The sequence below is a fragment of the Tardiphaga alba genome, assembly GCF_018279705.1.
Lineage (GTDB): Bacteria > Pseudomonadota > Alphaproteobacteria > Rhizobiales > Xanthobacteraceae > Tardiphaga > Tardiphaga alba.
Window position 1 is genome coordinate 236,035 of record NZ_CP036498.1, and the last position, 11,783, is coordinate 247,817.

The 11,783-nt window shown below is 61.0% G+C and carries 12 protein-coding genes; 8 read left to right on the forward strand and 4 right to left on the reverse strand.

Annotated elements, in window-relative coordinates:
* Nucleotides 1–80: 80 nt before the first annotated feature.
* Both RPMA_RS01135 and RPMA_RS01140 read right to left on the reverse strand, forming a co-directional pair.
* The gene (locus RPMA_RS01135; RefSeq protein WP_408056498.1) at nt 81–962 is read right to left on the reverse strand and encodes a methylated-DNA--[protein]-cysteine S-methyltransferase; all 882 of its coding nucleotides are present in this window, start codon (nt 960–962) and stop codon (nt 81–83) included.
* Nucleotides 963–1,043: 81 nt separating this feature from the next.
* On the reverse strand, nt 1,044–1,562 hold the full coding sequence (locus RPMA_RS01140; protein WP_211911114.1) for a DUF2244 domain-containing protein: 519 nt from the start codon (nt 1,560–1,562) through the stop codon (nt 1,044–1,046).
* A 22-nt stretch (nt 1,563–1,584) separates the two neighbouring features.
* Between RPMA_RS01140 and nth the strand changes: the two genes are divergently transcribed.
* Together nth and RPMA_RS01150 are read left to right on the forward strand one after the other, a co-directional pair.
* A complete protein-coding gene (nth, locus tag RPMA_RS01145; protein ID WP_211913373.1) occupies nt 1,585–2,355 on the forward strand; it encodes an endonuclease III in 771 nt (256 codons plus the stop codon).
* Nucleotides 2,356–2,512: 157 nt separating this feature from the next.
* On the forward strand, nt 2,513–4,351 hold the full coding sequence (locus tag RPMA_RS01150; protein WP_211911115.1) for a caspase family protein: 1,839 nt from the start codon (nt 2,513–2,515) through the stop codon (nt 4,349–4,351).
* Nucleotides 4,352–4,365: 14 nt separating this feature from the next.
* Here RPMA_RS01150 and RPMA_RS01155 read toward each other — a convergent pair whose 3' ends face one another.
* A complete protein-coding gene (locus RPMA_RS01155) occupies nt 4,366–5,115 on the reverse strand; it encodes a sulfate transporter family protein (RefSeq protein ID WP_211911116.1) in 750 nt (249 codons plus the stop codon).
* 145 nt (nt 5,116–5,260) lie between these two features.
* On the opposite strand from RPMA_RS01155, the gene RPMA_RS01160 reads away from it, so the two are divergent.
* From RPMA_RS01160 to RPMA_RS01170, 3 genes are all read left to right on the forward strand, one after another.
* Nucleotides 5,261–6,640 (forward strand): ABC transporter substrate-binding protein, encoded by a 1,380-nt coding sequence (locus RPMA_RS01160; RefSeq protein WP_408056576.1) that lies wholly within the window; start codon nt 5,261–5,263, stop codon nt 6,638–6,640.
* A 163-nt stretch (nt 6,641–6,803) separates the two neighbouring features.
* A complete protein-coding gene (locus tag RPMA_RS01165) occupies nt 6,804–7,676 on the forward strand; it encodes a carbohydrate ABC transporter permease (protein ID WP_211911118.1) in 873 nt (290 codons plus the stop codon).
* 26 nt (nt 7,677–7,702) lie between these two features.
* Nucleotides 7,703–8,554 carry a carbohydrate ABC transporter permease gene (locus tag RPMA_RS01170; RefSeq protein WP_211913374.1) on the forward strand — a complete coding sequence of 284 codons (852 nt, stop codon included), beginning with the start codon at nt 7,703–7,705 and terminating at the stop codon, nt 8,552–8,554.
* Between the two features lie 5 nt (nt 8,555–8,559).
* Here the strand turns inward: RPMA_RS01170 and RPMA_RS01175 are convergent, their stop codons facing one another.
* A complete protein-coding gene (locus tag RPMA_RS01175) occupies nt 8,560–9,450 on the reverse strand; it encodes a YiiX/YebB-like N1pC/P60 family cysteine hydrolase (RefSeq protein ID WP_211911119.1) in 891 nt (296 codons plus the stop codon).
* Between the two features lie 194 nt (nt 9,451–9,644).
* On the opposite strand from RPMA_RS01175, the gene RPMA_RS01180 reads away from it, so the two are divergent.
* The 3 genes from RPMA_RS01180 (at nt 9,645) to RPMA_RS01190 (ending at nt 11,776) form a co-directional block, all read left to right on the forward strand.
* Nucleotides 9,645–11,075, forward strand: a complete 1,431-nt coding sequence (locus tag RPMA_RS01180) for a flavin monoamine oxidase family protein (protein WP_211911120.1) — start codon at nt 9,645–9,647, stop codon at nt 11,073–11,075.
* Between the two features lie 62 nt (nt 11,076–11,137).
* On the forward strand, nt 11,138–11,380 hold the full coding sequence (locus tag RPMA_RS01185; RefSeq protein WP_211911121.1) for a type II toxin-antitoxin system RelE family toxin: 243 nt from the start codon (nt 11,138–11,140) through the stop codon (nt 11,378–11,380).
* Nucleotides 11,381–11,389: 9 nt separating this feature from the next.
* On the forward strand, nt 11,390–11,776 hold the full coding sequence (locus RPMA_RS01190; protein WP_211911122.1) for a helix-turn-helix transcriptional regulator: 387 nt from the start codon (nt 11,390–11,392) through the stop codon (nt 11,774–11,776).
* Nucleotides 11,777–11,783: the final 7 nt, after the last annotated feature.

The window sequence follows — 11,783 nt, forward strand, 5'->3', positions numbered from 1 at the left end:
TGTGGGGCGCCCCCTCACCCGTCACGCTTCGCGTGCCGACCTCTCCCCGGTGGGGAGAGGTTTTCGCGCGTCACTGCTGGCTAAGTGCCTCCCACCTGCCCAGCTTCCCACCCAATCATCGCCTGTTTCCGGGTGATGCCCCAGTGATAGCCCGTCAACGCGCCGGATTTGCCCATGGCGCGGTGGCACGGCACCACGAAGGAGATCGGGTTGCGGCCGATGGCGCCGCCGACTGCGCGTGAGGCTTTCGGCTTCTCGATCTTGCAGGCGATGTCCGAATAGCTGACGGCGCGGCCCATCGGGATCTTCAGCAGCGTTTCCCAGACACGGACCTCGAAATCTGTGCCGATCAGCACCACGCGTAGCGGCTGGTCCGGTCGCCACAGTTTCGTATCGAAGATGCGCCGAGCCAGTGGCGCCGTCGCTTCCATGTCCTCGATCAGCGTTGCGGCAGGCCAGCGGCGCGCCATGTCGGCGAAGCCGGCCTGCTCCTCGCCAGGGTCGGAGAAAGCGAGGCCTGCGAGACCGCGGTCGCTGGCGATCACGATGGCGGTGCCGAAGGGCGAGGGATGGAAACCGTAGCGCAGCTCCATGCCGGCGCCGCCGGTCTTCCATTCACCCGGCGACATCGCTTCATGCGTCACGAACAGATCGTGCAGCCGGCCGGGCCCCGAGAGACCTGAATCCAGCGCTGCATCCAGCACGCTGGCGGAATCGCGCAGCAGCATTTTGGCATGATCCAGGGTCAGCGCCTGCATGAAGGCCTTTGGGGTCAGCCCGGCCCAACGGCGGAACAGGTGATGCAGCTCGTCGGGCGTCACGCTGGCCGCGTCGGCCACGTCCTCGATGCTCGGCTGGTCCTTCCACTGCCCATGCATGAAGCCGATGGCGCGACGGACACTGTCGTAATCACGCAGGGCCGCATCCCGCAGGCCCGGCTTGATGGGGCGATGGTCATTCATCGCAATATCTCGTGCAAGATTCATCATGCTGCCGATCTAGGCCCGGTAGCTCCCACAAACCACCCGATTCCAGATCAGCCATCATGTCACCGGATTATAGCTGGGGCCGCGCCGGGCATCCTGCAGGGCTTCGAGCAAGGCACTGAGAAAGCTTGCCTTTTCCTCCGCGCCGAGAAACCGGGCGATGGACACCCGACGGCCCCGCGAGACCAGGAACAGCTGTTCGATGCCGAATTCGGCATGCTCCACGCGATCGACCTGGACCCAGAGCGGATTGAACGCCCATTCCACCACATCGCCAGCAGGGCTGACGCGCCGGACGCGGATTTCCGAGGCCGTGACGGTGATCTCTTCGGTGGCCTTGGCGCGACGGTCGTAGATTTTGAACGCCACATAGATCGCCAGCAGGTCGAGGCCGAAAAAGCCGAACACAGGCCAGGCGCCCATCGAGAGAAACACCATGCCGGCACCGAACGAGATGACGCTGAGGCAGGCCATCAGCACGAGAAAGCCCTTGCGGCTCAGCGCGCGATGCGGACGCAGCAACGCGGTGAACAGCTTGGGCTCGTCATCGGCGTGAAAGTCGTTGCCCTCGGTCATGGCTGCTCAGTATATCCCCCTGATGCCGAAAATCACCCGCCAGCCTGCCGCCAGCGCGAAGAGCTCCGTTGCAAAAGCCGTGGTGGCCAAGAAGACGGTAGCGAAAGCCAAAGTGGTCAAGAAATCGGTCAAAGCGAAGACCACCAAGCTGAAGCGCTGGACTGCTGCCGAGGTGCATGAAGCCTTCTCACGCTTCCAGAAATCCAATCCCGAGCCCAAAGGCGAGCTCGAACATCTCAATCCCTACACGCTGCTGGTCGCCGTGGTGCTGTCGGCGCAGGCGACCGACGCCGGCGTCAACAAGGCGACGCGCGCATTGTTTCCCATCGCCGATACGCCGCAAAAGATGATCGACCTCGGCGAAGAGACCGTCCGCGAATATATCAAGACCATCGGCCTCTATCGCACTAAGGCAAAGAACGTCATCGCGCTGTCGGAAAAGCTGATCCGCGATTTCGGCGGTGTGGTGCCGCGCACCCGCGCCGAACTTGAGTCGTTGCCGGGCGCTGGGCGCAAGACCGCCAATGTCGTGCTCAACATGGCTTTTGGCGAACACACGATGGCCGTGGACACCCATGTGTTTCGCGTCGGCAACCGCACCAACATGGCGCCGGGCAAGAACGTGCTCGATGTCGAGCTGGAACTCGAGCGTGTCATCCCGGACGAGTTCATGCTGCATGCCCATCACTGGCTGATCCTGCACGGCCGCTACACCTGCCTCGCGCGAAAACCGCGCTGCGAGGTGTGTCTGATCAATGATCTCTGCCGGTGGCCGGAAAAGACCGTGGCGTAACTTTCCGCCGTCATTGCGAGCAAAGCGAAGCAATCCAGAAAGCCAAGAGCTGGATTGCTTCGTCGCTGCGCTCCTCGCAATGACGGCGAGATGGAACTCGGATTCGACCCATTTTCATCACATTGCCGCACCCAAATGCGGCGATTGGGAGAAATGGATGTTCAAGGCCTTTTTGCTGCTGTTCGCATCGCTGCTCGCGATCGCTCCGTCTTCCACGCCCGCTCACGCCGATTTTGAAAGCGACAAGCGCGCCTGCATCTATCCGGGCCAGGATTTAGACGGCGAGATAGCCGCCTGCGATCGCCAGATCACGTCCGGACGCTATCGTGGCAATGATCGCGCCATCGTCTATCGCAATCGCGGAATCAAATTCATGAATCGGTGGAGCCGCCGCAACGCTGCTTCCGACGTCTCCTTGGCGCTGATGGACTTTTCCCGCGCCATCGAGATGAACCCGCGTTACGCCGATGCCTATGTCAGCCGCGGCAAGGCCTATGTGGCGAAGAACGATCCCGATCTCGCCATTTCTGATTTCAGCGAAGCTATCCGCATCGATCCGCGCAACGTCCAGGCTTTCAATAGCCGCGGCGATCTCCTGCGCATGAAGGGCGATAACGACCGCGCAATCGCCGATTTCAGTGATGCGATACGGCTCGATGCGAAGAATAATTTTGCCTATCGCAATCGCGGCTTCGTCTACGGTCTGAAGAATGAAAATGACCGTGCGATACGAGACTATGTTGATGCCATCCGCATCGATCCCCGTGATGCGCTGGCGCGCAATAATCGCGGTAACATCTATCTGAAAACAGCGAAATACGCGCTCGCAGTCACTGATCTGTCCGAAGCGATCAAGCTCGATCCATCTTTCGGCGCGGCCTATGCCAATCGGGGTCTCGCGCAGGAGGCGCTGGGTAATGCCGCCGCAGCGCGCAACGACTTCACCGTCGCGCTGACGCTCCCGGAAAAATACGCCAACGGCAAATGGGCGCAGGACAAAGCACGCGAGCGGCTGGCCGCGCTGGATGGTGCCAATGCAATGTCGGTGTCGTCCGCCGCGGTGGCAACGGCGAAGCCATCGGCGCCGCCGCCGTCCAGCGCGCCATCGGCGCCCAGCATCTCGCCATCCTCGATCAAGATTCCGTCGATCGCCTCGAGCATGCCGACCGCAACAGCGCCGCCATCGCCTCCCGTCAATGCTCAGCCAGCCACTTCACCCGCCGCTGTGGCAGCGCCGGTGGTTGCTGTCGTCGCCCCGACCGCGATGCCGCCATCCGCTGCGGGCGATCGCCGCATCGCGCTTGTGATCGGCAATTCCGCCTATACGAACGCCTCAGTGCTCGCCAATCCGAAACGCGACGCTGCGCTTGTGGCCGAGACCCTGCGCAAGACGGGCTTCACGTCAGTCACCATGCAGACCGATCTGCGCAAGGATGCGCTGATGGCAGCGCTGCGCGACTTTGCCGTGCAGGCGCAGTCGGCGGACTGGGCTGTGGTCTATTATGCCGGGCACGGCATGGAAGTTGGCGGCGTCAACTATCTCGTCCCGGTGGATGCGCGCATCGCCGTCGATCGCGATATCGAATTCGAGGCCGTGCCGCTGGGACAGATCCTCAACGCTGCCGAGCGCGCGAAGAAGCTGCGTCTCGTGATCCTCGATGCCTGCCGCAACAATCCGTTCACGGCGAAAATGAAGCGCACGCTGGAAGTGGCCTCGCGTTCGGCATCGCAGGGGCTCGCCGCCGTCGAGCCCGAGGCAGGGACCATGGTGGTCTATGCGGCCAAGGATGGCGAGGTCGCGCTGGATGGCGCCGGCGCCAACAGCCCGTTCGCGACGGCGCTGGTGAAGAACCTGCCGACGCCGGGCCTGGAGGTGAGGCGGCTGTTCGACTATGTCCGCGACGACGTGATGGATCTCACCAAACGCAAACAGAAGCCGTTCAGCTATGGTTCGATTTCGGGCCGGCAGGATTTTTATTTCGTCGCGGCGAAGTAGCGCCCGCCCTCCGATCAAACAACCGGTGCCTTCACCCGTCCCGGTTCGATCAGCTCCGGCCGCGGCCCGCTTAGTCGCTTGTGCATATGAACCATGAAGGCCATGCCGAATAGCGGTGTCGCGAGATTGACGATCGGGATCGACACGAAGGCCGCGATGAACAGGCCGGCGGTGAAGACGGTGGGCGCATGCTGCCGTCGCATCGCCTTGGCTTCTGCCGGTGAGCGGAAGCGCATTGCGGCCAGTTCGAAATATTCCCGTCCCAGCAGCCATGCTGTGGCGATGAAGAAGATGATGAAGCCGATGCCTGCAAAAAGCACGAATGGCAGCGCGATCAGATAGACTGCGATGGTGAGCAGCGCCGTCTTGCCGCCTTCCCATACGGCCTGACCGAGCGGCAATGCGGTGCCCGGACGCTCCGCCGGGTAATGCTCACGCTCGACGATATCGGCGACGTCATCGACAAAGAAGCTTGCGACCAGCGATGTAATCGCCGGCATCAGGAAAATTGCGCCGGCCACGACGCTCAATCCCGCCGCGATCGAGAGAATCCAGGTCAGAATCGTGACCATGCTGTGATAGTCCGAACCCACCATGCCTTCGGCCCAGACGCCGCCGGCCGTCGCCGCCCAGTTCAGGAAGCGTTGCATGCCGATCGCCAGCGCGGTGATCATCACCAGTGCAAGGCCGATCGACTTCCAAAGGATGCTGCGCATCGGTGGCGACAGAATTTGTGAGAGCGCCTTGGCGGCAGCGGCGAGCATCAAAATTTCTCCTTGCGATCACGAACAGGTAACAAGACCAAAGTTGTCAGACAAGTGCAGCGCAACATCCACTTCTTCACTGGACGGATAAATAGAAAGGCGTAGTCTCCCCCAAAAAATGATCACCAGGGAGGACGACGTCTTGATCACCAAGGGTACCCGTGCGCTCGTTTTTGCTACCGCTGCTTCTGGCCTGTTTCTGACCACGGCGCCTGCTTTCGCTCAGCAGAGCATCACTGTCTGGTTCAGCAAGGGTTTCTATAAATCCGAGGATGAGTCGCTGCTGGCAGCGATCAAGAAGTTCGAAGAAAAGACCAAGATCAAGGTCGAGCTCTCGCAATATGCCATTCAGGACATGATCCCGAAGACGGTGGCCGCGCTGGATTCCGGCACGCCGCCGGACGTCGCCTATGCCGACACCTACGACGTGCAAGCCTCCGGCAAATGGGCCTTCGAAGGCAAGCTCGAGGACATCACGGACATTCTCAAGCCGATGATGGACAAGTTCGCGCCGAACACGGTGGAAACTGCGTTCCTGATGAACGGCCAGACCAAGAAAAAGGGCTATTACGGCTTCCCGCTGAAGCAGCAGTCCATGCATGTGGAGATCTGGAGCGACATGCTCCAGCAGGCCGGCTTCAAGGTCGAGGATATTCCGAAGGACTGGAAGGGTTATTGGTCGTTCTGGTGTGACAAGGTTCAGCCCGCCTATCGCAAGGCGTCCGGCAGCCGCGCTTACGGTGTCGGCCAGCCGATGGGCGTTGAATCCACGGACTCGCTGCAGTCGTTCTACACCTTCATCGATGCCTATAACGTCAAGCTGGTGGATGACGACGGCAAGCTGACGGTGGACGATCCGAAGGTCAAGGAAGGCTTGGTTGGCGCGCTGCGCGACTACACGGACACCTATATCAAGGGCTGCACGCCGCCCTCTTCGACGACCTGGAAGGATCCCGACAACAATGTCGCCTTCCATAATCGCTCGATCATCATGACCCACAACTTCACGATTTCGATCGCGGCCAAGTGGTATGAGGATTCGCAGAACCAGACCCTGACGCCGGAGCAACGCGCGGCCGGCAAGAAGGCGTATGAAGACACGATCATCACCGCCTCGTTCCCGCTGAAGCCGGACGGCTCGCCGATCAAATATCGCTCGGACGTCAAGACCGGCATGATCTTCTCCCAATCGAAAAACAAGGCGGGCGCGCGGGAATTCGTCAAATTCCTGCTCGAGGAAGAGAACCTCAAGCCTTACGTCGAGGGCGCGCTTGGCCGCTGGTTCCCGGTGACCAAGGAAGGCCAGGCCTCGGCCTTCTGGCAGGCCGACAAGCATCGCAAGGCGGTCTACACCCAGTTCATGGGCGGCACCACGCCGTTCGATTTCACCAAGAACTACAAGTTCACCATTCTCAACAACGAGAATGTCTGGGCCAAGGCGATGAACCGCGTGGTGAGCGAGAAGGTGCCAGTGGAAAAGGCCGTGGATGAGCTGATCGCGAGGATCAAGGAAATCGCGGGCTGACGATACCAAAACTTGTCATTCCGGGGCGCGCGTAGCGCGAACCCGGAATCTCATGCGGCTCTATCACCTGCGGGAGCTCCAACAGAGCTCCAGCACTTCGAGATTCCGGGCTCGGCCCCGACGCCTCTGGCGTCGGTCCCGCCCGGAATAACGGGTAAATCCAATGACGGCGATCACCTACACCAATCCTGACGCCACTTCCCGTTCCCTCTCCGCACGGCTCTCGACGCCGCAGGTCTGGGGCATCGTGATGCTGGCGCCCTATGTCCTCGTCTTCCTCGCTTTCGTGGTCTATCCGATCAGTTATGGCCTCTGGCTGGCGCGACATCCCGCGAGCTATGTGGCCCTCTATAACGATCCTGTCTTCGCACGCGCCGTGGTCAACACGCTGATCTTCCTGATCATCGGCATCAATGTGAAGATGATGATCGCCCTGTTCCTGTCCGGCTTCTTCGTCCAGTCGCGTAGCTGGATTCGCTGGCTGTCGGTGCTGTTCATCCTGCCCTGGGCAGTGCCGTCGATCCCGACCATCCTGTCGGTGCGCTTCATGTTCAATCCCGAATGGGGCGTGATCAATAATCTGATCTTCAAGTTCACGGCAGAAGACGGTCCGAACTGGCTCAACGATCCCACCATCGGCCTCACGCTGGCGATCCTCGTCCATATCTGGAAGTCGCTGCCATTCTGGACCATGATTCTGATGACCGGCCGTCTCGCGATTTCCACGGACATGTTCGAGGCCGCCGATGTGGATGGCGCCAGCTGGTGGCAGAAGTTTCGTTTCATCACCTGGCCGTCGATGCAGACGCTGTATCTCACCTGCACCCTGCTCTCGATGATCTGGACGCTCGGTGACTTCAACAGCGTCTATCTGCTCACCGGTGGCGGCCCCGCCGACCTCACCCATGTGCTGTCCACGCTCGGCATCCGCTATCTCCGCCTCGACCAGCTCGATCTGGCGATGGCGTCCATCGTCTGCGCGATGCCGCTGGTGCTGCCGCTGGTCTATTTCATGATGAAGAGGCTGTCGCGATGAAGGCCCAAGCGATCAAAGCCTCAACGATGCGCATGCCCACGCTTCGCGAGATCGGCAATGAAGCAAAGCTGCTGCTGATCGGCATTCCCGTGCTGATCTGGACGCTGATTCCGATCTATCACATGTTCCTGTTCGCGATCTCGCCAAAGCAGGATGCCTTCGCCGGCAAGCTCTGGCCCGACCATCCGACGCTCCAGAATTTTCGCATCGTCTTCAATCAACAGCATTACTTCTTGCGCGATTTCTGGGTGCAGTTCGGCAATTCGGTCGTGATCGCCATTGCCGCTGGCGTGATCACGCTGATCATCGCGACCATGGCCGCTTTCGCCATTTCCCGACTGCGTATTCGTGGCGGCCGCACGGTGATGAACCTGGCGCTGTTCACTTACTTCATCCCCGCGGCATTTCTTGCGGTGCCGATGTATCGCACCATGGGCAATTACGGCCTGCTCAACAATCACTGGTCGCTGATCCTGGCGATGGTCACCATCGCCTCGCCCTATGCGATCTGGGTGCTGAAGCAGGCGTCGGACAAGCTGCCCGTCGAGTTGGACGAAGCCGCGATCATGGACGGCGCCACGCCGCTGCAGCTGTTCCGCATGGTCTATGTGCCCTTGATGCTGCCGTCGCTGGTCGCCGTCGGCACCTATGCGTTGCTGCTGGCGTGGAATGAATATCTCTACGCATTCCTGCTGCTGTCGAAGGACACCGAGATCACGCTGCCGGTGGCACTTGGTAACTTCCTCGCTGCCGATGACTCGCCATGGGAGCTCCTGATGACCACGGGCTTCATCTATGCGCTGCCGCCGGCTGCAGTGTACTACGCGTTCCGGCGCTACATGGTGGGTGGGCTCACGGCGGGGGCGGTGAAGTCGTAGCTGAGCTACGCCACCGCCCTCAGCCCTTCCTGATCCAGCGGCGTTTCTTCCCAAGCGGATTCATGCGTGAACTGCGCGGGCGCGGCCTGTCCGGGGAAATCGGTCCGCCCAGGAAATGGATCGACCGAACCCGCCACCTCCCGGAGCGGCTTCGGTTTGTCGGCCCAGTGGAGAGCGGTGTAATCGAAGCCGAGTTCGATGGTCGGCTTCACCACCTCGAAATAGGGCGAGATGTCGAAGTCGCGCGGCATATAGAGCGATGAATGCCGGATATGCAGGATCTCGCGGCGCGCCTGACGGCTGCCAGCGCGCGTGATCTTGGGCAGGATCGGATAGCGCACGGCCTCGAAGGCCTGAGCGATCAGGGCCGAACAGATGATCTTGGTTGGATCGCCTGAGCCGATCGCGATCATCCGCCGTCGCCAGCGCTGCGGGATCGGCAGCGGGATCAAGAAGCGCATCAGGTCGATGATGTTCTTGGTGTCGTAGCCGAAGCCGACGCGATTGATCGCATAACGGCAAACCGTGGTGCGGTCTTCATAGGACAGGCCCACCGGCCGGCACAGCCTTGTATGAAACGCGTAATATTTCGACAGCGGCGCCGTGGTGACACCCTCGCCGATATTGGCTTCGATCAGCACATGCGGTTCGCCATTCGGCTCCACGGCGCCGTCGATCGGCCCGACATAGAGAGCAGCATGCGACCAGGTCGATTGCGTGAGATATTTGATGATGCCGGAGACGCGGTTGTTGCCTTCGACCAGCAGCACGTCGCCTTCGCGGATGATGTCGTGCAGGCGTTCGGGATCGCTGGGCGTAAACGGTTCGTAGCCCGGCACTTCCTTCTGCAGATATTTGGCGATCAGTTTCCCGACCGTATCCAGCACGACGCCCATGGTGTGAGCCCCTGTCGCGGTTCGTATCGACCGCTTTGTCCCTGTCTCGATCATGGACGCCAGCCATTGCAATTTGGTTCATGCACAAACGTAAGCATTCACGAGCGATTTACCATGAGGGTTGCTGTGCGCAGCCGAATACTGCAAGGTTCGCGAGACGTTCTCATGCTCAGTACACTTTCGGAAACCATGCCATGACTTTCTCACGCCGCGCATTTCTATCGGCGTCGGCTGGATTGACGCTTGCGCCATTCACTTCAGCATCATGGTTCGGTGCAAGGGCGCGAGCTGCGACATTGCCGCGCGATGCCGATGTGGTGGTGATCGGCGCTGGCGCTGCCGGTATCGCGGCGGCGCGGCGCGTTCAGGCGACGGGGCGCAAGGTCATCGTGTTGGAGGCTTCGGGCCAGATCGGTGGCCGATGTGCGACGGACAGCTCAACCTTCGATGTGCCGCTCGATCTCGGCGCGCGCTGGCTGCATACGCCGGAGACCAACGCGTTGTTCAAGCTCGCGCGCGGCGTGGGTATCGACGTCACTCCGTCGCCGAACCAGAGGCTGCGCATCGGCCGCCGCAATGCGCGCGCCGCTGAAACCGAGGATCTGCTTGCAACCGTTGTTCGCGCGACGCGCGCGATCGACGATGCGGCTCGTCGCGGCGACATGTCCTGCGCCTCGGTGTTGCCAAAGGACCTCGGTGATTGGGCGGGTACGGTCGATTTTGCGCTCGGCGCTTATGCGACCGGCAAGGATTTGAAGGACCTCTCGGCGCTCGATCAGTCACGCGCGGAAGATCGCGCAATCTCGGTCGCCACGCGACAAGGCCTTGGCGCGTTGATGATGAAGCTCGGTGAGAGCGTGCCGGTGGTGCTGTCGACACCGGCGACGCGTGTGGCCTGGAGTGGTCGCGATATCGGCGTCGAAACGCCGGCAGGTCGCGTTGCGGCGCGTGCGGTGATCGTCACCGTATCGAGCAATGTGTTGAACTCCGGCGCGATCAAGTTCTCGCCGGAACTCCCAAAGCGGCAGCTCGATGCCGCGTCGAAATTGACGCTTGGCAGTTACGACCGCATCGCGCTGGAGCTGAAAGGCAATCCGCTTGGCCTCGGCCGCGATGAATTGATGATCGAGCAGAGCACAAACACGCGTACCGGCGCGCTGTTTGCGAATATCGGCGGCTCGTCGCTCTGCACGGTGGATGTCGCCGGCTCATTCGGCCGCGGCATCGCGGCGCAAGGCGAAGCCGCGATGACAGGCTTTGCGACGGAATGGCTGACCAAACTCTTCGGCAGCGATGTGAAGAATGCGATCCAGCGCAGCAAGGTCACGCGCTGGGATGCGTCGCCCTACATCCTCGGCGCAATGTCAGCCGCAGTGCCGGGCGGCCAAGCCTCGCGCCGCGTGCTGGCCGAGCCCATGGGCAATCTCTTCATCGCCGGTGAAGCGACGCATGAAACGCTGTGGGGCACCGTCGATGGCGCCTGGGAGACCGGCGAGCGGGCAGCCGATGCGGCATTGAAGAAGATCGGAGCGGTGAAAAATCCCGAGGCCGAGCCGAAGCCCGCTAAGAAGCAGAAGCGCCGTGCGCCGCAATCCAGCAATGCTGGCGGGTCTGGAGCGAACTAGCTAAGGGAGCGTCTCTGAATTATGCAACCTTGACGAGATTTTGCCTCGTGCGATATTGAGGCATGAAGCAGATCGTCTTCACCCCGGCGAGCCAACGACAATGGCTGCGGTTATCGCCAGATACACGTAGCCGGATCGATGGGCGATTGAACGAATTTGCATCCACTGGCCATGGCGACGTGAAGCGACTCAAGGGACGCGATGGTGCCCGGCTCCGCATCGGCGACTGGCGTGTCATCTTCTACGAAGAGCAAAACACGATTATCATAGTCGCTGTCGGCCATCGTCGAGACATCTATGATTGAAGGTAGGCCATGAGCGTCAGATTTCAGAAAACGCCCAAAGGCGAAGTCGCCATCCTTCCGCGTGAAGACTACGAGGCGCTTGTCGCGAAAGCATCGGAAGCCGATGAAGATGCCGGCACCGCGCGCTTGGTAGCCCACGCGAAGGACGATATTGCGTCCGGCGCGCCGTTGTTGCCCAAGAGCGTCGTGGACCGGCTCGCTAATGGCGAAAATCCCGTCCGGGTCCTGCGCGAATGGCGAGATGTCACGCCGATGTATCTATCGCTCAAGACAGACATCAGTGAGCGGCATATTGCGGACATCGAGAGCGGCAAGCTCGTCGGCACAGCTGTATGGCTTCTTGCCATCGCGAAAGTGCTGAAAGTGCCGGCGGACCTGCTCCTTCAGACCGACTAGATATTTG

Bases quoted from the DNA above. Each gene is read 5' to 3' on its own strand.
- RPMA_RS01165 (WP_211911118.1), top strand. From the start codon at position 6,804: ATGACGGCGATCACCTACACCAATCCTGACGCCACTTCCCGTTCCCTC.
- RPMA_RS01140 (WP_211911114.1), bottom strand. From the start codon at position 1,562: ATGACCGAGGGCAACGACTTTCACGCCGATGACGAGCCCAAGCTGTTC.
- RPMA_RS01135 (WP_408056498.1), bottom strand. From the start codon at position 962: ATGAATGACCATCGCCCCATCAAGCCGGGCCTGCGGGATGCGGCCCTG.
- RPMA_RS01180 (WP_211911120.1), top strand. From the start codon at position 9,645: ATGACTTTCTCACGCCGCGCATTTCTATCGGCGTCGGCTGGATTGACG.
- RPMA_RS01175 (WP_211911119.1), bottom strand. From the start codon at position 9,450: ATGGGCGTCGTGCTGGATACGGTCGGGAAACTGATCGCCAAATATCTG.
- nth (WP_211913373.1), top strand. From the start codon at position 1,585: ATGCCGAAAATCACCCGCCAGCCTGCCGCCAGCGCGAAGAGCTCCGTT.
- RPMA_RS01150 (WP_211911115.1), top strand. From the start codon at position 2,513: ATGTTCAAGGCCTTTTTGCTGCTGTTCGCATCGCTGCTCGCGATCGCT.
- RPMA_RS01190 (WP_211911122.1), top strand. From the start codon at position 11,390: ATGAGCGTCAGATTTCAGAAAACGCCCAAAGGCGAAGTCGCCATCCTT.
- RPMA_RS01185 (WP_211911121.1), top strand. From the start codon at position 11,138: ATGAAGCAGATCGTCTTCACCCCGGCGAGCCAACGACAATGGCTGCGG.
- RPMA_RS01155 (WP_211911116.1), bottom strand. From the start codon at position 5,115: ATGCTCGCCGCTGCCGCCAAGGCGCTCTCACAAATTCTGTCGCCACCG.
- RPMA_RS01170 (WP_211913374.1), top strand. From the start codon at position 7,703: ATGCGCATGCCCACGCTTCGCGAGATCGGCAATGAAGCAAAGCTGCTG.